Origin of the sequence: Sulfobacillus sp. hq2 (assembly GCF_002903155.1) — a bacterium.
GTDB classification, from domain to species: domain Bacteria; phylum Bacillota; class Sulfobacillia; order Sulfobacillales; family Sulfobacillaceae; genus Sulfobacillus; species Sulfobacillus thermotolerans.
Window position 1 is genome coordinate 417,076 of the sequence record NZ_NWUL01000047.1, and the last position, 19,313, is coordinate 436,388.

A 19,313-nucleotide genomic window follows, 5' to 3' on the forward strand; every position below is an offset into this window, starting at 1 on the left:
GGGGGAAATGTGACAATGACGACAACCATACGAAAATTAACCATGGCACGCGCTATTAGTGAGGCCATCGCCCAAGAGATGGCACGAGACCCCAATGTCCTCGTTTGGGGCGAAGACGTAGGCGTATACGGAGGCATCTTTGGCGCAACGCAGGGATTGTATCAGAAATTTGGACAAGACCGAGTGATTGACACCCCTATCTCCGAAAGCGCGTTTATTGGCGCCGCCATCGGGGCAAGCGCTGAAGGATTACGGCCCATTGTGGAGCTAATGTTCGTTGATTTCTTCGGCGTGGCGATGGACCAAATCTATAATCATTTGGCGAAAAATCACTATATGTCAGGAGGCAGCGTGACTCTGCCGGTTGTGCTCATGACCGCTATTGGGGGCGGCTACAGCGACGCCGCCCAACACAGCCAGACACTCTATAGCCTTTTTGCCCATGTCCCCGGCTTGAAAATCGTAGTCCCCTCCAATGCCTACGATGCGAAGGGGCTCATGACCACAGCCATTCGAGACAATAACCCCGTTATGTATTTTTTTCACAAAGGTCTACTCGGATTGGGTTGGATGCCCTCTGATGATTGGGCGGAAGTCCACGTGCCTGAAGAGGCTTATACCATCCCCTTTGGACAAGCCGCTAATATCGGGGAGGGTACGGACATTAGTATCATTACTATCGGAGCTATGGTCCCCAAAGCCTCTAAAGTACGAGAACAGCTCAGGCAAGAAGGGATTTCCGTTGAAGTTCTCGACCTACGAACACTCGTCCCCTTAGACAAACAAGCCATTATCCAAACGGCGAAGAAAACTCACCGCGTTCTTATTGTAGATGAGGATTACCGGTCATTTGGCATGAGCGGAGAAGTAGCCGCGATTTTGGCCGAAGACGCGCTTGACTACTTGGAATGCCCTGTCCGGCGGCTCGCCATCCCAGACGTTCCCATCCCGTATAGCCGTCCCCTCGAGCAATTTACTATTCCCTCCACAACACGCATTGCAGAGACGGTGCGTGCCATGATGGACTAAATATCTCAATTCAGGCTTGGCCGCCGAAAGGTAGATGATGAGTGTGGACAGCACGGATATCACAGTCAACTTTAGCGATCAACACGACGCGGAAGCGGTTCTGGTTCACTGGGTGTATGATGAGGGAGCCTTTGTGCACGCGGGCGATATGGTGGCGGAAGCTATGGTAGACAAAGTCACCTTGGAAATTGAGGCACCTACCGATGGCTTCTTGGTTCCTCTTCTCGCCGCGAATGAGGTATTTCGATCGGGCCAAACGATCGGACACCTCGCCGCTTCTAAAAGCGATATTTCCTCTGCTATGCGAGCTAGCAGTCCTGGAGAGAAACAAAAAGAATTAGCCCGTGACCCCTTCATCCCAGCGCCTCCCGCGGTTCGCCGCTACGCCGAGGAAAAGGGCGTTCCCTTAGCCGAGGTTCGCCCCCGTACACCGGGCAAGCGTCTAAGCTTGGCCGATGTCGACCAATGGCTTCTCGAACACCAACGCCCACCAACCCTATCCTATTCCCCCTTTCGCCAAGCCTTAATTGAACACTTGACAGACCCCGGCGCTTTGCCGACAACCCTGCATCGACGCATAGCTCGGGGCATGCCAGCCGCTGAAGTTCTCCCTCAGATAGCATGGGCGCTCACGCAAACCCTCCCCCAATTCCCACGCCTTCACGGGTGGGCTGATGCCCAGGGATACACCAGCGCTCAAGAACTCTTGCTGGGCATTGCTTCCCAAACAAGCCAAGGGCTGTTGGTGCCTGTACTCCGTCAACAAAACAGCCTCGATGCATGGAACAAGGCGTTTAGCACCTTACGCACAGCTATACGCAATCAAACGCTTAACAGCCTTGATTTCTCCCCGCCGTCTTTTGTTATCAGCAATTTAGGGGCACGCCAGATCGAATACTTTACACCCCGACTTATGAGCCCCACCATCGCCATTCTTGGAATAGGCGCGGTCGACAGCTCCGTTCCCGTCTCCTTAACCTTCGACCACCGAGCCGTGGACGGAGCCGAAGCCGCTGAGTTTTTAATGGCGCTTGACAAAACCTTAACCGCCTATTTACTCTAACACGTTATCAACAAACAGATTGATGGCAAGCTACGGCTTCGCGAAGCCATAGCTTGTCATTAATTCATTTACCCCTTAATCCGCCATCTCTCTTCATCACGCGGTCGGTAAGGACTGGCAATGATTATGCCAAGATTTTCAATCAATCGATTGAGTGTAGTGGCACAACACTCTAAAATGGTGGTGGACTCCACTATACGATGGCTGCAAGGAGGTGAGTAAAATGATTCACAGCACGACCCATCTTACGCCCCGCGGCATGGCCACACGAACTCAGATTATTACCGCAGCCTATCAAATTTGTGAGGAAAAAGGCCTTCACGCTATTCACACACGGTCCGTAGCAATCCGTGCCAATATCAACGTGTCAACTTTGCATTATTACTTCCCTACCAAACACGATTTGTTGCTCGCACTGCTAGAATGGGTTCTCGCACGATTTGCGGAGAAAACTCCATCACCAACCACCTTATCAGACGAACTTCGCTCGGCCGTATCTTGGGTATCAACGGAGCCCGGAATGTTAGCCGTATGGTATGATTTTTGGAATTTAAGCCGCACCGATTCCCACGTCAAACATATGATCCATGATCATCTTCTCAAATGGCGCGCACATCTGGCGAGCCTTCTCGCGGATAACCACTCAACGGCTGATTCCACGGTTTTCTTAGCCTTGGCCTTAGGACTGCCCGTTGTCGCCGCTGCGTTGCCAGAAGCGTCAACAACGGAAACCTTGCAAGCCGCTGTCAACAAATGGCTAGCTCCAAACGGATCACCGCGCCTAAACCACAAATACGAGAGATAAGGGGGCAGAGCTTTGCAATCCAGACAGATATCCGAAGGAAAAGAGGCCAAAAGTGGATGGGCGCTGGCGGTTATTGTCACCGGCGTGCTCGTAGCCGCTGTTGATACAACCATTGTAATTTTAGCGCTTCCTACCATGATGCGAGCTTTGCATGCCAATCTGGCCGACATTATTTGGGTGATTATGGCCTATCTTCTAGTTATCACATTACTCGCCACGCAAGTTGGCCGCCTTGGCGACATGTTTGGCCGTGTTCGGATGTACGAGTTGGGATTTTTGGTCTTTGTGCTAGGCTCCTTTTTATGCGGAATCGCGACGACAGAGACCGCAATCATTGGTTTTCGCGTGCTACAGGGCATTGGCGGGGCTCTCATCAGTGCCAACAGCGGGGCAGTAATCGCCGATACCTTTCCGCCAGAAAAGCGCGGGCAAGCCTATGGATTTACAAGCATCGGATGGAATTTAGGCGCGATCCTAGGCATTTTATTAGGCGGTCTCATCACCACCTATCTTTCGTGGCGGTATATCTTTCTGATCAATGTTCCGATTGGACTGGCCGCCGTAATTGTCGCGTGGTTTGTCTTAAAAGAACACGGCAACAAGCAGCCACGAAACTTAGACTGGTGGGGCATGATTTTGTTGGGAATAGGACTTCTCTTGGTTCTTCTAACTATGATTCATGCCACGTCCCAGGCCTTTACATGGCATCTCGGCATCATATTGTTTTTTGGAATTTTAGCGTTAGCACTGTTTGTCGTCGTGGAAACTCACCAGACTCAGCCCATGATGAAACTCGATCTGTTTAAAAACCGCATTGTCAGCGCGTCCTTGCTCGCTGCGTTCTTTCAGGCCATTGGGAATTTTGCGGTTTTGTTTTTAGTCATTATGTATCTTCAAGGATTGCGCCAGCTGACACCTCTCAATGCCTCCCTTTTACTCGTACCGGGCTACCTCGTCGGAGGGATATTAGGGCCGGTATCAGGACATCTTTCCGACCGTTTTGGGTCCGCTCTTCCCGCGACCGTAGGTCTCAGTATTGAAGCCATTGCTCTATTTCTATATGCCCACCTTGGATTACATACGCCGTTATGGTGGATTATCATCTTTAGTACAGTGAATGGCATCGGTAATGCAGGATTCTTCCCGGCCAATAATGCCGCGGTCATGAAAGGCTCTCCGAGCGGATCCTACGGGATTGCCTCCGGAATGTTGAGAACCTTTGCCAATATCGGTATGGTGCTCTCTTTTGCTTCCGCCCTCCTTATCGCCTCGACCCAAATTCCCCGCAACTTGGCATTTGCCATCTTTGTGGGCACCACCGCTTTGAAAGGGCATTTGATGGTCGCATTTAATCACGGGATCCATATGGCCTTTTACTTAGCCATTCTTCTCATGGCCGTGGCTGCCGTGTTTTCGTTGTTGAGAGGTTCCACCAACCTTGCACAAAAGTCCCCAACTTCCACACAGTAATTGGAGAGGCGTTCCCTCCATGTTCTAGGAGGGAACGCGCAGACGCCAATTTTACATCCGCCATACTTAGTCCCGCCTTGGTATGGTTTTCCCTGGATTCAAGAGATTGTGCGGGTCCAGCGCATCTTTAATAAGCCAATACAGTGCACTAGATTCCCCCCGTTCTTCGCGTAAAAAGCGTGTTTTCCCCATTCCAATGCCGTGTTCCCCTGTACACGTTCCCCCTTGCTCCCATGCATACCGAATGACCGCCTCATTGACCGCTCGCGCTTGATCCAGCTGGTGTGGATCCTCTGGGTTAATCCCCATCACAATATGATAATTGCCATCGCCGACATGCCCTAAGACCGCCCCTTGAATCCCCATACGATTTAATGTCTCCCGAGCATGTCGCAAGGCTCGTGGCAAAGCCGATAGGGGAACAGCAGTATCGGTTGTAAAAGGATGGCTTCCTCCAGAAGCGGCCAAAATATCCAAAGCGGCTTTGTGCCGGGCATGCCATAAGGCTTGGCGACGATCGGCATCCCATTCCACAGTCCAGTCGCTCGTGCCATGATCAGAAGCCACACTTCGGCACGTCTCCAAGTCTTCTAAGAGCGCATTGTGGTGATTGCCTGCTAGTTCCAAGAATAACGTAGGCTGTTCAGGAAATTCGGTGCCTTCGACCACATTCACAGCATGAATCGTTTGTTCATCCATCAATTCCAGGCGATTAGCGGCCACCCCGTGCATAATCATCTCGGTCGCGGCTTCCCCTGCGTCTTCAATCGTGTTAAATACAGCGCGTGCCGCAACCGTCAGCTGAGGAATCGCATAGACCTTTAAGGTCAACTCCGTAAGGATCCCTAATGTTCCTTCTGCACCGACAAACAGGCTCGTCAGTTGATAACCCGCCGACGATTTCATCGTCGGACCTCCTAGACGCATAACGCGTCCATCGGCTAACACTACTTCAAGCCCCAATACATGTTGCCGCATCGCCCCATATCGTAAAGCCTCAGTGCCCGCTGCATTCGTGGAAGCCATTCCCCCGAGTGACGCGTCAGCTCCGGGATCCACGGGGAAAAACAATCCGTAAGGTCCCAAGATTTTATTTAACGCTTGTCGAGTAATACCTGGTTCCACCTGCACCACAAAGTCTTCGGGCCGGACAGCCACCACGCGATTCATGTTGGCAAAATCAATAGTAATACCGCTTTGTAAAGGGATCGTATGTCCTTCCACTCCCGTCCCCTGACCGTAGGCAATCACGGGAATTTGGTACCGATATGCCACCTGCATGATGCGACTGACTTGCCGCGCGTTCGTAGGAAATACCACGACATCGGGTTGATGACCATGGTGATAGGAAAAGTCACGCGCATGTTGCGCTTTCACTGACTCGCCCGTGGACAAGCCATCGGGTCCGACAATCTCTATCAACTCGTCAATCCAAGTCACAATCTCAACTCCCTCAATTACAGCATGATTTCATCTATCATCAACCATTTCAGCAAAATATCAGGCCATCAAGCGTCCCAAGCGCCTCTGTATAGGCACTATAAGACAAATCCCTTATACTGTTTTGCAAGTAGTATATCGCACCATTAAAAGGGCAGGAGACCATTTGATGACCACCCAAGGTTCCTCGAACACCAGGCAAACTCAGCGTCTCCTCGTTGGCGTCTGGGCAGGACTCGCAGCGTTAGCGCCAGACGCTTTGTCTTCGATCGCCTACGGACCGCAAGAGATGATTATCCAATTGGAACCCGCAGGCCTTCGAGCCGAATGGTACATTTTGCCCCTGGGCTTCGTACTCATTTTCTTGCTCGGATTTCTTGTCTTCAGTTACCGACAAATTATCCAGTCCTATCCCAATGGTGGTGGCAGCTATGTGATTGGACAAGCCACATTTGGCAGTACTATTGGCATATTGGCAGGATCCTCATTAATTATCGACTATATCATGACAGTGGCCGTCAGTGTTACGGCAGGCGTAGACGCTCTAGTGTCCGCCTTCCCATCCCTTCAGCACGACATGGTGACCGCCGATGTCTTGATTATCGTAGCGATTATGGTGTTGAACCTTCAAGGCGTGCGAAAAACGGCACAGGTCTTAAGTCCCGTCACGTACCTGTTCATCGCCATGATCTTGATGATGGCGACAGTCGGACTGGTACATCCATTTCAGCCGATAGCCCCCCACCCCAAAATTTTTCCCTTGCCGTCGGCTTTGCCTTCGGTTGGCGTGCTAATGCTGTTGCGATCCTACACGTCAGGCTCGTCAGCGTTGACGGGCATCGAATCCGTGTCGAATGCCGTCCCGATATTTAAAGCGCCTTCGGCCAAATTTGCCAAAAGGACCGAAACATTATTAGGAATTTTCCTTGGCAGCATGTATGTCGGTGTTATTCTAGCAGCCTTAAGAGAACATGCGATGCCAACCGCACATATGACACTACTTCAACAAATCGCCCAAGAAACTTTTGGCCATGGCGTATTCTTCTATCTGCTATCTTTCGTCACCATGGCTATTTTGGCTATTGGCGCTAATACAAGTTTTACCGGCTTACCTCAGTTAGCCAGTTTAATGTCATGGGATCAATGGATGCCGCGCATGTTTCTCTTTCGCAATGATCAAGACGTGTATCGCAATGGCATTTTTGTCTTGGGAGGAGTCGCGGCATTTCTTGTCCTCCTGTTTAATGGCAATATTAATCGTCTCATTCCCATGTACGCCATTGGTGTCTATCTCAGCTTCACCATCGCTCAAGTGAGTTTAATCAAGAAAGCCCTCACCGACCGAAGAGCAGGAAAGCCCACAGTCCAACTGCGCGTGTTGCCCTTCGTTGCTATCGGATCACTACTGACGATGGCCGTGGTGATTTCGTCGATTATCTCCAAGTTTCAAGGAGGTGCCTGGATAATTGTCATTGCTATCCCTCTGATGATGTGGGGCATGGTCTCCATTCGGCGACGATATCGAACCGTGGATCAAATCCTCTCCCTCGCCCAGCCTGTACACATTCCTCCAAGCCGACCCTCAGCGGTTCTCGTACCCGTCGACACATTAAATCAACTCACCGTACAAGCATTGCACACCGCCCAGTACCTCGCACCTCAAGTCATCGCGTTACACATCGCACCTAACGAAGCCGCCGAACAGGAATTTGCGGCGGTCTGGGCCCAGTCCGATACCCACGGTTCACTGCATTTGCGGACAACGTCCGTTCAAAACGCCTCGGTGATGGAATCTTTGATGGCCTATATCGAGGACTGGCAACAACAAAATCCCGGCCAAGTCTTATGGGTTATTCTCCCAATATTGACCAGCAAAAATCCATGGGAAGGCTTTCTCTATAACCAATTCGAGAGATCTCTCCATCAACAACTGGTATTCGGTCACAATATCATGGTCACAACGATGCCATTTCCCTTGCAACAACCCTCGTTGTAATTTCCCCCTAAGACCATTTCTGATATCTTCATGCGAATACGCTACAATAACCTTAACAATTAGCCCCAAAAGCTATATCATCCGGCAGGAGGAAAACCCGTGGCCCAAGAGATCTGGAAAACATTTACTGACATCACCCCGCAGTCCATCGTAGCCCACAGCCAAAAGCGGGGTGAACCCTCGTGGCTTACAGAGTTTCGCCTTTCAGCTCTCGCCACGCTCAACGCAGATCTCGTCACCCCTTATTGGCCTATCCAAGGGTTTCAAAAACCAAACACCAATATGGCAGAGTCTGGTCAAACACACGCTGATGAAGCGGAAGTCGTTTACCAGCAATTAACAAAACGCTTAGCGCAGGACCAAATCATTTATGGGAACTTTTATGACGTCATGCGCACGCACCCGCAGTTACTGCACAAACTTTTGGGCCACATTCTTCCCCCCCAAGAAAGCGCGAGCAGTGCGCTTAATGCCGTGCTCTTCACCGGCGGTATGGTGTTATATGTCCCACCGGGAGTGACTTGCCCAGTGCCGGTCAGCTATTTTCGACCCCAGGGACACCCGGGTCAAATCGAGCGCCATCTCATTTGGCTAGACCGTGGTGCCCACGCGCAATTCATTGAAGGACGCCCCTCATTGGACTTTGCGCCGTCCCATCTCGTGCACACCGAAGTGCTCTTAGGAGCGAAGGCCACCTTCCAATACATTGCGGTGAAAAATTGGGCCCATACCGTATCCACTTGGGTAACAAAGCGGGTGGTTTGTGAAGCGGAAAGTCAGCTCACATGGGTCGAAGGGCATTTTGGCGGGGCGAAGACTTATGAATCCACGCAAATTATTCTTCAGGGCACACAGGCCAGTACTCGGGTCATCACCTGTGCAGTAGCCGAAAGCGACCAACACATCATCTACCGACCCACAATTTATCATTTGGGGTCACATACCGCATCGTCCTTATCGGTCCATGGCTTCAGCAAAGATGGGCCTATGCGCATACAGGGCGGTATCTTTCTTGCACCAACGGCTACCCATGCCCGCCTTGAGCGCGATGTGTTGTCGACGGGCCCACAGGCCACGGCCACTGAGGAGAATGTCTGGCTCACTTTGCCTGACGTGATTACAGGTCCCTTATGGACAACTTCTACACCCTCCCTATCTTGGACCGCTGCCAAACCCTTGACCCAGCCGTTTGTGGACCAGTTGCCTCTAGAGTTCTCCATTGAGGCCGAACGGTTGCTACGCCAAAAATTAGGATCCGAGCCTTAAAATGTGTCCCCGAGGCTATTTTCCAATTGGTTACTCCCATCATCGATGATATAATGGCAACATTTCCAAATAATGTGTCCTCGCTATCACACAGACATGAAATCCACACACGTTAATAGTGAAGGAGTGCAACAGATGCGAAAAGTCTTAGCCCTGACATCGTCATCCGTTTTACTCGGAGCACTTTTGGCCGGTTGCGGGACGAATGCAGCCCAATCTTCTAACTCCTCCACTGGTGCGGGCCACCCCATTCATGGAGGGACCGCGGTGATTGCGCTTACCAGCCAGCAATCCCCCAATTGGTTTTTCCCATTGCGATCAGCGGTCACGGATACGGTAACCAACGAGCAAGTAGAACTCATGATGTATAAGCCCTTAATTGCCGTGAATGGCCATGATCAACTCGACTATCAGCGTTCCCTCGCGCAGTCTATTACTTGGAATGCGGCCGGGGATGTTTACACCATCAAGCTGAATCCGAAATGGCATTGGTCCAATGGCACACCGGTTTCCGCAGCCGACGTCGTATTTTCCTGGAACGTCATGAAAGCGGCAAGCAATGCCAGTGCTCCTTGGACCTTTTGGGGTGAAGGCTTTGGAGGCTTCCCCAGCTTATGGCAAAGTGTCACCGCCAAAGGCCCATATACTGTCGTGGTAAAGATTGCTGCACCGCGCAACCCCGCATGGTTTGTGCGCAATGGACTAGGCCAAATCATTCCTGCTCCTGCGTCCGTCTGGGACAAATACCCCACCAACATGACCGAAGAACTGCACTATATCGCGTCATTGGCCAATTCACCGCTTAACTCCGCCTATCGTGTCGTCGATGGTCCCTACAAACTGAGTGCAATGTCGCCCAACAATTTCTGGACCTTTGTCCCCAACAAAGCCTATAGTGGGCATAAATCATGGCTGAGCAAGGTGATGTACCAATACGAATCGTCACCCTCTAGCGAGTTTGCAGCGCTCAAAACGGGAGCGATTAATGCAGGGTCGTTGCCGCCCTCCCTGATGACGTCAAAAGCTCAATTGACCAGCGACACCGAAGTCCCCGAATACGCCATTGGCTTTAACTACATTGTGCCTAACCAAAATACAGCCGCGCCCAACGGCATTGGCAAAGCCTTTCAACAGCTTCCCGTCAGACAGGCGTTGCAAATGGGGATCGATCAAAAAGCGATCATTCAAGATTTTTACCACGGCTATGCGGTAGCAGACGACACAACCTTGGCGCCATTGCCGCGTACACCATTTTTTAATCCGGCTCTAGCCAAATCGCCCTATGCTTTTAATCCAGCCGCTGGTAAAGCCCTATTGGAGAAAAACGGATGGCATGAAGTCGGGGGAATCATGACGAAACACGGCATCCCACTCAAATTCACTTTAATTTACGCCTCTGGAAGCACTGCCGGAACCGACTTGGCCGAACTTCTTAAGAGTGATTGGGCCCAAGAAGGGATTAGTGTGAGTCTCTATGCAGAGCCATTCGACGAAGTCGTCACCCACGGCGCCGCAAATGCCTCAAGCTGGGCCATGATCGATTGGGATCAATCGGTGGGTGGTTGGACCTACGGTACCGGTTATCCAAGTGGCGGCGGATTATTTGCGTCGACAGGATCAGAAAATATGGGAAGCTACGACAATCAGCACATGAACCAACTCATCCAAGCCACTTACGCTCCGGGTACGACAGCCCAGACCTTGCACAATCTTTACGCCTACGAGTCCTATGCCGCTCGGCAACTGCCGGTCTTATTCATTCCCGATCCGGCCGAAATCTTAGTGCATTCGAAAACATTACACGGGGTCTCGACGTACTTTGACCCGGCGGGGGCCCTATTTTTGCCGAATCATTGGTGGTTTTCCGCGACCCCTTGACATTGTGCAGTACAGGAGGCAACCATGCGCAGCCCTAGGCATGGTTGCCTCCTTTTCATCGAAAGTGTCTTCAGCACTTATGTGACGAACAATCCGTCAGCGCGCTACTAATGCCTGCATTTCCTGATGCAATCCCGTATACATCGCCAATTCCGACGCAGCAATCATTTGCCCTGTTTCCAACATCATGCCGAGATCGGCAGGATCCCGAAACTGCTGCAAAATGCTACGACAGAGCTGGTAATGGCGGGGTTCATCCGTTTCCGCATGGACCCTCCAAAAGGTGAGATCAAACTCGTGATGTTGTTGATACCGCATATGCTCTAAGGAATGTCCAATGCGGCCCATGACTTCCCCAGCAAAAAATTCCGAACCCAAGCCCACCGCCGCCATGGCTTCCAACGGGGTCGAACGTCTAAAGAAATCAATAAAAAAGTCCGTAGCCTGAGCCACCACAGTAGACATTGGGTGCGGAGGTAAGCCCTGATCATCGAGCCTCATGGTGGGATCAACGGATAACAAAAAGGTCCGGTACAGTTCTTCATGGGATTTACCGGGCACACCCCGTCCCGCCTCATCCCATAAGTTATCGGCCAGAGGCATCCACCACTGCGGATACGGCGCCATCGCCGAGATCGCCGCGCCTAACACCCGCGGAAAATGCCGACTATAATAGCCATATTGAATAGCAAAATGACGTAATTGCACGGGCGTATACTGCCCCGAAGCAAGTGCTTCGAAAAAGGGGCTGTTAAAAAAGGTTTGTTCCACCCATTCGCGCATAGCGACTTCCACATCGTCCAGGGTAGTCATTTGCTTCACAGACGCCGTCATGATTCCCACTCCATTCTCAGCCGTTCTTTTGGCACATCTTTGCCTAGGGTACAAAAAATTAAGAGCGTCGTAAAGCGATTAGGCGGTCATAAGGTCTACGACCAAATGACCTCTAAAGAGAGCCATTTGGTCGTAGACACTCCCCTGGACAAATTGCCATGATATGAACAAGCTCATGCATCTAAGGTACAGGCCTAAACTAAAGGAGCGTTCTATGGACACTACAAAGGGACTAACTACGAGCGAAGCCCAAGCGCTTCTTCAGAAATTCGGACCGAATCAAGTCAAAGAGGAAGCTCCGCACCCCATCCGGTTGTTTCTGATGAAATTTTGGGGACCGGTTCCGTGGATGCTGGAAGTCACGCTGATTCTCGAGGGCATTCTCCACAAAACTCCTGAAGCGCTGATTATCGCATTCCTCTTAGTGTTCAATGCCATTTTAGGGTTTACTCAAGAACGCCGGGCCCAAGGTGCTTTGGATCTCTTACGGACTCAGTTAAAAATTAATGCCCGCGTGTTAAGAGATGGCTCGTGGACCGAAATTCCCGCCGCCGATCTGGTTCCTGGAGACTATATTCATTTGCGCATGGGTGACTTTGCCCCGGCCGACACGCTTTTGGATGCCGGATCCGTGCTGGTTGACCAATCGTCTCTGACCGGGGAAGCAGCACCGGTAGAACGAAGCGCGGGTAGCATCATCTATTCGGGTTCCATCTTACGCCGTGGTGAAGCGAGCGGAACCGTTCAAGCGACAGGGGCCCGGAGTTATTTCGGGAAAACCGCTGAGCTGGTGCGGGGCGCAGGGTCTAGGAGTCACCTTGAAGATCTCGTCATGGGCATTGTGCGCTACCTGGTATTGCTTGATGGCATTCTCGTGGTGGGTATTTTAATTTACGCCACCGTGCACAGCATTGCTCTTGGCGATATTTTACCATTTGCCCTCATTTTGCTCGTCGCATCCGTTCCGGTCGCGCTCCCCGCCACGTTTACCCTAGCTACGGCCTTAGCCTCCTTAGATCTGGCACATCATGGGGTCTTAGTCACGCGTCTAGCGGCGATAGAAGAAGCATCGTCGATGGACGAGTTGTGTACAGACAAAACAGGAACCTTGACCCTCAATCAACTGACCCTGACGGCTATGCAACCTGCCCCAGGTGTCTTAGAATCGGACCTTGTTACCATGGCAGCCATCGCTTGTGATACCGCTACCCAGGATCCTTTAGATCTTGCAATTTTGCAAGCGGTTCAAGAGCAGCATCTTACCTTACCGCCCCGTCAAGACTTTATTCCCTTCGATCCTGCCACAAAGCGGTCGGAGGCCACGTTTATTCATAACGGTGTGCCGTGGAAAGCCATTAAAGGAGCCCCTCAGACCATTGCGGCTTTAACCGCACTAACCGACTGGCAAGACGCTGCCGAAAAACTGTCACAAACCGGTGCACGGATTTTGGGGGTAGCAGCAGGCCCGGAAAATTCCTTGACTTTTCAAGGATTTTTAGCGCTCTCCGATCCTCCAAGACCTGATGCCGCCCAAGCTGTGGCCGATTTGACGGCTTTGGGCATTCACGTACGCATGGTCACAGGAGACAGTGTCCCCACGGCTCAAGCCGTTGCGAGCCAATTGCATATTGCAGGTCCCGTCTGCGAGCACGACGCCATTCAAACGTCAAACCAAGATTGCGGGGTATTTGCGGGTGTGTTTCCCGAAGACAAATTTCATATTGTGCAACGCCTGCAAAAACAACACCGCATCACCGGCATGACCGGGGATGGCGTCAATGACGCACCAGCGCTCAAACAGGCGGAAGTCGGTATTGCCGTGTCCAATGCCATGGATGTCGCGAAAGCCGCGGCAAGCTTAGTGCTCACGCGACCTGGGCTAACCGATGTGGTCACCGCCGTCAAAACAGGGCGACTTGTGTATCAACGCATGCTGACCTATACCCTCAACAAAATCGTGAAAACTTTTCAGGTCGCTATGTTCTTAAGTCTCGGCTTACTGTTATTTGGACAATTTGTCGTCACTCCGCTTCTTGTCCTCTTGCTGCTCTTTGCCAATGATTTCGTGACCATGTCATTGGCCGATGATAACGTGCGGTACTCCCAAGACCCTGACCACTGGGATCTTCCATCACTCATAGGCACATCGCTCATCATTGCCATGGCCTGGCTCATTTACATTTTTGCCGTCTTCCTGGTCGGCCGGTATGATTTCCATTGGCCGCTCCCCACCTTGCAAACCATGGACTTTTTGGGTCTCGTGTTTTCTGGCCTTGGCAATGTCTTTGTCGTTCGAGAACGCTCGTGGTTCTGGCTATCACGGCCCGGACGCTTTCTGACACTGGCTGCCCTAGGCGACGTCATCGTCGTGTCGCTATTGGCCGTTCATGGCTGGCTCATGCATGCCGTCACCTTACGCGCTATCGTCTACCTCTTTGTGTTCACGCTGCTGTATATGCTGATCCTCGATGGAATGAAAGGCATTGTTCTACGTTTCTTTCATAGCCGGACCGCTTCCCCTAGCCCCGTCCCGGGTGTTGGCCCCTCAGAGATGTCATAACGTCATCCGAGCGAGGCCTGTCTGATGTTGGCAAGCATCCATCGTCTAAGACGCCTGCTAAGTGTGGCGACTCCGAGTACAATGTTAAGGAGAACGACCCACAATGACACAGACGCATGCGAGGTGGAATATGGCCAACTTTTGGCGACACAATGTATTTTTCTTATGGCACCCGGTCATGGCATTGATTCTGATATTAGTTTTCTCTTTCTATCTTCGCTTGACAGGACGAAGGCATCACAACGCCACGGGATACTCTGCCAGCTTTTTACAGCAAACCTATTTCACGCTGGCTCTTTTGATGTTCTATCTCGCCATGGGCTCTCCCATCCGGCTGGCGGCCGAACACTATCTTTTTTCTGCTCATATGTTGCAATATGCACTACTCACGATGGTAATCCCCCCGCTATTTTTGTTAGGCCTTCCCGAAGCGCTGCTGGCACGCGTTTGGCATCACGGGACGTGGTCACGCCTTTTAGCGGGCGTCACGAATCCTGTTGTTGCTATTTTACTATTTAACATCGTTTTCGCTGGATTCAACTATCCACCCCTGCTCGATGTCAGCCTATTATCGGGATGGCTTTATATTCTCGAATCATACGTCGTATTGATCTTGGCCATTACCATGTGGTGGCCTATCTTAGCCCCGCTGCCGGTCAAAGGGTTCACGCCATCTGATTCCTGGGATCAAGACCACATCGAATTAGGCATGGTGTCCCGGATCTATCAACTCATGTATATTTTTTTCAACTTCGCTCTGATGATGCTCGTGTGGTTTTACATTATTGATACCCACGTCGCTTTCTACTCGTTCTATGTGCACGCCCCGCGCCTGTTGTCCCTGACACCGCTTGCGGATCAACAACTCGGCGTGGTTATTCTGGAAGCTTTTATGGGACTCGGATTCGTTGTGGCATTTGTGGCTTCGTATTCACGCTATGACGACTCGCATTGGTATGATTAACCAGATTTTGCAAGCGACTAGACAACAGCGTTTCAAATGGTGCCGTGTTCTATAAATCGTTGCTAAAAGCTCACCGCCATCCGTCACAAGCCGAAGAAACCTCGTAAACAAGGCCCCCGCAGGGGCCCTTGTTTACGAGGCGGGAGCGCTAGGCGCTGTGGGGCCATAGGCCACGTTAAACCCATCCGTATCGCTGTCCGGAACCGAGGGTGTCGAAACTTGCTTGTTCTTTTGAATCATGACGCCCCCATCCTCGGTCGTGAAATCAGGATTGGCTCCCCCATTGACTGTGCCGGGATTAAACGTTGTCTCCCCGTAGTTGGCCAATGTGGCGACATGCCCTCCGATGGTCGGAGCCTCCAAGATCCATTCAGCAGACGCACCGGGTCCTGAGTAGTCCTGATTGGTTGTAAAGGTCCAGCCTTCCGTGACATCCTTTAGCGTGATAGTCCATACCCCATTGCCGTCATTCACAATAGACGCATCCATCTGGTCGCCCGGCGCAACCGGTTCGTTAATGACCGTTTCTGCTGCCGGAAGAATTTCCCACCATGCCGAATACTGTGCCGATCCCCCAGTATAGTCTTGTTCTGTGCCTGTCTGAATTAGATCGCTATTATTAAAGCCGTCAATCCCAATCCACGCCGACGAATAGGTCGACCCATGCCCTGCTGTCACCGTTGGGACAATCCAACTTCCCGTAATTTGGGTGTAGGGCCCATTGGTTACGGCGTAGCCGGACCAATTGCTCGAAGACCATCCATAATTGCCGATTGCATGAGATGGGCGGGACAATTTAAGTCTTGGCGCATGGGTAATTAAAGGAAGGGCCGACGTTCCCATAGCCATAGTCGGCGCACCCACGACAAAAGATGCCATCGCAGCTGTCATAATCCATGAACGAACACGCATGAATAAATTCCTCCTCGGTAAGAGCAAATGGATGGTCAATCCCGTTAACAGCATATCCATGGTACATATTGTGTGTTCTGTTCTTTCTGTTGTTTTTCCTTCTTTTTCCATAGAATTTTTTGGGTTCTATTTCTTTCGTCGTTTTGGCGTCATCCGATGCACCATTAGGAAACAAGTGAGGAACCAAATGGCGATATCACAACTATTCCTTGTAACAATAATATGGTGCCGTCAGTACACTCCGCCAACAGCCCACCTTGTGGACCATCACGCTTCGTTATCGGCACTCATTTACCGTGCTTAATCGTGCCCCATGTCCGCCACATCCTTCACGCATCGGCGGTAGCGGTCAGTTTTCTCCAAGGCTCCAAGTCGGTCCCAATCTTCTAGTGCAAATCATAATTAATAACGCTGCCGCTGCCATAGCAGCGGCACGGTAGCCTTGGCCGTTGGATGTGTTCTCAACCTTTTGGGATGCGTATGACATGCCTCGTATTCGGAGCCTTCGGTCCCCTGCCAGGATATAAAGCCCTCTGGCGTCCTTGGCGAAGACGCTTATCCGAAAGCAAAGTCCATTCTAAAAAGCTGCTAAATTAGTGAAAAATTCCGTGGTGTCGACAAATCAGCAGTTAGGCATTCAGTCTACCATGTAAGAATAGACCCAAACATAGGAAAGAAGACAAAAGGGCTGATTGGAGCCGTTTCGCGATCGCAACAATGGCCCCGAGCCATACTTTTTTTGCGCACATAATGCAATTCACAAATTCTCAACCAGGGTCAGCCGTCATGAGAAGCGGGCTTCTTTGTATGTCTAGCGACTCCACGTCTTTCTGACTGAGCGAGACTATTGCCCCATCGCCACCCTGACATGCTCAATTTTTCAAAAAGAGACCTAAGCCCCCCATACCCAGACCAATCACCGCAACGCCCACCCATACTAAGCCTAATCCGCTTGAATCAGCATTCATGAGTACTGCAAACCCTTCTAAAACAATCGCAAATAACAACATCTTCGTCCCCATGCAAAGATCCTCCTTAAACACATCTCCTCCTTATCATGCCCGTTTTTTCCATGTAGCCCCGTGACAAAAAGGCGAAGCAAGCTTTTCGCTCCTTCGCCTTTGCCAACCTCTACTCTTGATTCCACGCCGTAAGACTTTTCGCCAACTGGGCCACGTCAGGAGAGCCAAGGCCCGTGACGGCGTTCCATCCAGGTCCCGCATTATAATACCAATTGTTGCCTTGCGTGATGGGATGAAATCCCCCGCCATTGGCATTCGCATAAAATGCCGCGTTCACCAATCCTTGCGGGCCCCGGAGATCTTGGTCGATCAAGGCCATAATCCCTGCCCATTGCGGTGCGGCAAAAGACGTACCGCCCCATCCATTGGTCCAACCGTCAGATTCGGTCGTATAGAGCGAATTCGTGTCGTAAATCGCATAGCCTGTAAACGGATCGGCATCAAACGCCACATCGGGCACACCCCGAGCATTGGCATTCCCCGTACCCGATTGCCACCAATAAAGACTCGCGCCATTGTCAGGAGTCGATGACGTCCAAAACGCGCTATATCCTCCCGTTGATCCGAAGGGATAAATATCTCTTTCCCATATGGCTTCAGATTTGACACCAAAATTAGCGTAATAAGGCAATAAATATTGCCATCCCCAGCCTTGCTCTCCCACCATGGCAATCGATCCGTTAGGAATGGGAATATATCCCGTTTCTGAAGTCCCGGGTGATATCGGATTCGCGTTCGGCTGGGTCGACACCATCGGCAACGTCGTCCCACCAGCCGCCAAAATATCGGGGCTTGACGCGGGCGAGTCGACCGCGAGCTGTTTGTCGGTAGGATAGCCGTCATATGCCCCATCATCGCCAGACGCTGCAATCATGGTCATCCCTTCAGCGGCCCCTTGCATAAACGCTTGGTTGAGCATGTAGGCATAAGAGAACGGTTCGAAAAACTCCGCTTCTCCCCAACTCGTCGTCATGACTTGGACTTGGTCAGCTGTAGCGACCGTGTCATAGAGATCAATAAAGCCCGTAGTGGTATTCGGTGCTTCATACACAATGATGTTGGCCCCTGGCGCCATAGCGCCCGAACGTTCAACATCTATTGAGGTTTCACTCCCCCCTATTCCTTTCCCAGAAGCGGTCGTGCTTTGCCCGTCGACTCCAACTTCACTGAGGCTCCCGGTTCGGTTAATGCCATAATACTGCCAAAAATACGTCGCATCACTTGGCACAAAGGGCGCCAAAGTGGCCACCCCAATCGTAACCCCCTTTCCTGTAATGTGATGCGCCAGCAATGGCGTGGCGTTATATGCCGCAGCAATTTGCTGCGGTGAATAGCCGACGGGCCCGGATTGGTCATTGAGATGCGTCACATTGGACTGTTGCACGGTATGGGGTCCAATCCCGTTATAGGTGGTCATCCCTGCGACGCCGGAAACTAAACGCGCTAAATTATATGACGTACCTTGATACGTATAGGACATTGGCAGCGAGGGGTTTTCATCGTTGGCAATAAAAGATCTCCCCGCCGAAAGATAATTGTTGATGGAAACCGAAAACGCCTGCTCCACGTCGCCTACTGTCCCGGTCACATTAATGCCTAAAGGGTATTGGACAAAGTGGCCATGGACAGTGACCGGAACAATATGGTATTGCGCCAAATAATTAAGCAATGCATCGACTTGATCCGGGGATGGCGCGTAGTCCGCCGCAAACTGGGTCTCCGTAAGAAAATGGTGAAACAACGCATTGCCCGGCGTTTCGGTATCCTGAATGTACTGCGCAAGACTTGGCATGTTGGCCGGTTTGACAAAATTAAACCCCACATATAGGGTAACTTTCGCCGACGTGTTTGCTGCCCCAGTCATTGTGGATTGAGCCAGCAACGCATGGGCAATATTCCCCGAGACTCGTCCATATTGACTGGCAGCGGCCGATCCCGGTAGAGCCAAGGCCGGTAGAGCTAAAACCGTCGCGGTACTTAGTACCGCCCATGTCCGTTTCATGAAACCGTCCCCCTTTATGTTAAGTCCATGAATCTGATCAAAATATTCGGTTTTTGCCATAAAATTCCTGCA

Annotated in this window: 14 protein-coding genes; 9 read left to right on the top strand and 5 right to left on the bottom strand. The window is 51.3% G+C overall.

The genetic code is table 11. The features are described from left to right. Positions 1-15 precede the first annotated feature (15 nt). The 4 genes from CO251_RS15485 to CO251_RS15500 all read left to right on the top strand — a co-directional run bounded on the left by CO251_RS15485 (position 16) and on the right by CO251_RS15500 (position 4,367). A complete protein-coding gene (locus CO251_RS15485; RefSeq protein WP_103376686.1) occupies positions 16-1,029 on the top strand; it encodes an alpha-ketoacid dehydrogenase subunit beta in 1,014 nt (337 codons plus the stop codon). A 43-nt stretch (positions 1,030-1,072) separates the two neighbouring features. Then, positions 1,073-2,092 (top strand): 2-oxo acid dehydrogenase subunit E2, encoded by a 1,020-nt coding sequence (locus CO251_RS15490; RefSeq protein ID WP_242968642.1) that lies wholly within the window; start codon positions 1,073-1,075, stop codon positions 2,090-2,092. 223 nt (positions 2,093-2,315) lie between these two features. After that, the gene (locus CO251_RS15495; RefSeq protein WP_103376688.1) at positions 2,316-2,897 is read left to right on the top strand and encodes a TetR/AcrR family transcriptional regulator; all 582 of its coding nucleotides are present in this window, start codon (positions 2,316-2,318) and stop codon (positions 2,895-2,897) included. A gap of 12 nt (positions 2,898-2,909) precedes the next feature. Next, entirely contained in the window at positions 2,910-4,367 is a 1,458-nt protein-coding gene (locus tag CO251_RS15500; protein ID WP_103376689.1) for an MFS transporter, read from the top strand. Between the two features lie 66 nt (positions 4,368-4,433). On the opposite strand, the gene CO251_RS15505 is transcribed toward CO251_RS15500, so the two are convergent. Then, positions 4,434-5,807 carry an FAD-binding oxidoreductase gene (locus tag CO251_RS15505; protein WP_103376690.1) on the bottom strand — a complete coding sequence of 458 codons (1,374 nt, stop codon included), beginning with the start codon at positions 5,805-5,807 and terminating at the stop codon, positions 4,434-4,436. Between the two features lie 169 nt (positions 5,808-5,976). On the opposite strand from CO251_RS15505, the gene CO251_RS15510 reads away from it, so the two are divergent. The 3 genes from CO251_RS15510 (at position 5,977) to CO251_RS15520 (ending at position 10,947) form a co-directional block, all read left to right on the top strand. Beyond that, entirely contained in the window at positions 5,977-7,803 is a 1,827-nt protein-coding gene (locus CO251_RS15510; RefSeq protein ID WP_103376691.1) for an APC family permease, read from the top strand. A gap of 99 nt (positions 7,804-7,902) precedes the next feature. Beyond that, entirely contained in the window at positions 7,903-9,069 is a 1,167-nt protein-coding gene (locus tag CO251_RS15515; protein WP_103376692.1) for a SufD family Fe-S cluster assembly protein, read from the top strand. A gap of 135 nt (positions 9,070-9,204) precedes the next feature. Continuing rightward, the gene (locus tag CO251_RS15520; protein ID WP_103376693.1) at positions 9,205-10,947 is read left to right on the top strand and encodes a peptide ABC transporter substrate-binding protein; all 1,743 of its coding nucleotides are present in this window, start codon (positions 9,205-9,207) and stop codon (positions 10,945-10,947) included. A 96-nt stretch (positions 10,948-11,043) separates the two neighbouring features. Here the strand turns inward: CO251_RS15520 and CO251_RS15525 are convergent, their stop codons facing one another. Next, positions 11,044-11,781, bottom strand: a complete 738-nt coding sequence (locus tag CO251_RS15525; protein ID WP_103376694.1) for a TenA family transcriptional regulator — start codon at positions 11,779-11,781, stop codon at positions 11,044-11,046. Between the two features lie 214 nt (positions 11,782-11,995). On the opposite strand from CO251_RS15525, the gene CO251_RS15530 reads away from it, so the two are divergent. Further along, positions 11,996-14,341: a plasma-membrane proton-efflux P-type ATPase gene (locus CO251_RS15530; RefSeq protein WP_103376695.1), complete on the top strand. Its 2,346-nt coding sequence runs from the start codon at positions 11,996-11,998 to the stop codon at positions 14,339-14,341. A 103-nt stretch (positions 14,342-14,444) separates the two neighbouring features. Beyond that, positions 14,445-15,305: a cytochrome c oxidase assembly protein gene (locus tag CO251_RS15535; RefSeq protein WP_103376696.1), complete on the top strand. Its 861-nt coding sequence runs from the start codon at positions 14,445-14,447 to the stop codon at positions 15,303-15,305. A gap of 132 nt (positions 15,306-15,437) precedes the next feature. On the opposite strand, the gene CO251_RS15540 is transcribed toward CO251_RS15535, so the two are convergent. The 3 genes from CO251_RS15540 to CO251_RS15545 all read right to left on the bottom strand — a co-directional run bounded on the left by CO251_RS15540 (position 15,438) and on the right by CO251_RS15545 (position 19,241). Continuing rightward, positions 15,438-16,217 carry a G1 family glutamic endopeptidase gene (locus CO251_RS15540; RefSeq protein ID WP_242968643.1) on the bottom strand — a complete coding sequence of 260 codons (780 nt, stop codon included), beginning with the start codon at positions 16,215-16,217 and terminating at the stop codon, positions 15,438-15,440. Between the two features lie 872 nt (positions 16,218-17,089). Then, positions 17,090-17,239 carry a hypothetical protein gene (locus CO251_RS17475; protein WP_158246389.1) on the bottom strand — a complete coding sequence of 50 codons (150 nt, stop codon included), beginning with the start codon at positions 17,237-17,239 and terminating at the stop codon, positions 17,090-17,092. A gap of 109 nt (positions 17,240-17,348) precedes the next feature. Beyond that, entirely contained in the window at positions 17,349-19,241 is a 1,893-nt protein-coding gene (locus tag CO251_RS15545) for a protease pro-enzyme activation domain-containing protein (RefSeq protein ID WP_103376697.1), read from the bottom strand. Positions 19,242-19,313 lie beyond the last annotated feature (72 nt).

Bases quoted from the DNA above. Each gene is read 5' to 3' on its own strand.
- CO251_RS15495 (WP_103376688.1), top strand. From the start codon at position 2,316: ATGATTCACAGCACGACCCATCTTACGCCCCGCGGCATGGCCACACGA.
- CO251_RS15540 (WP_242968643.1), bottom strand. From the start codon at position 16,217: ATGCGTGTTCGTTCATGGATTATGACAGCTGCGATGGCATCTTTTGTC.
- CO251_RS15530 (WP_103376695.1), top strand. From the start codon at position 11,996: ATGGACACTACAAAGGGACTAACTACGAGCGAAGCCCAAGCGCTTCTT.
- CO251_RS15525 (WP_103376694.1), bottom strand. From the start codon at position 11,781: ATGACGGCGTCTGTGAAGCAAATGACTACCCTGGACGATGTGGAAGTC.
- CO251_RS15545 (WP_103376697.1), bottom strand. From the start codon at position 19,241: ATGAAACGGACATGGGCGGTACTAAGTACCGCGACGGTTTTAGCTCTA.
- CO251_RS15535 (WP_103376696.1), top strand. From the start codon at position 14,445: ATGACACAGACGCATGCGAGGTGGAATATGGCCAACTTTTGGCGACAC.
- CO251_RS17475 (WP_158246389.1), bottom strand. From the start codon at position 17,239: ATGGGGACGAAGATGTTGTTATTTGCGATTGTTTTAGAAGGGTTTGCA.
- CO251_RS15520 (WP_103376693.1), top strand. From the start codon at position 9,205: ATGCGAAAAGTCTTAGCCCTGACATCGTCATCCGTTTTACTCGGAGCA.
- CO251_RS15510 (WP_103376691.1), top strand. From the start codon at position 5,977: ATGACCACCCAAGGTTCCTCGAACACCAGGCAAACTCAGCGTCTCCTC.
- CO251_RS15485 (WP_103376686.1), top strand. From the start codon at position 16: ATGACGACAACCATACGAAAATTAACCATGGCACGCGCTATTAGTGAG.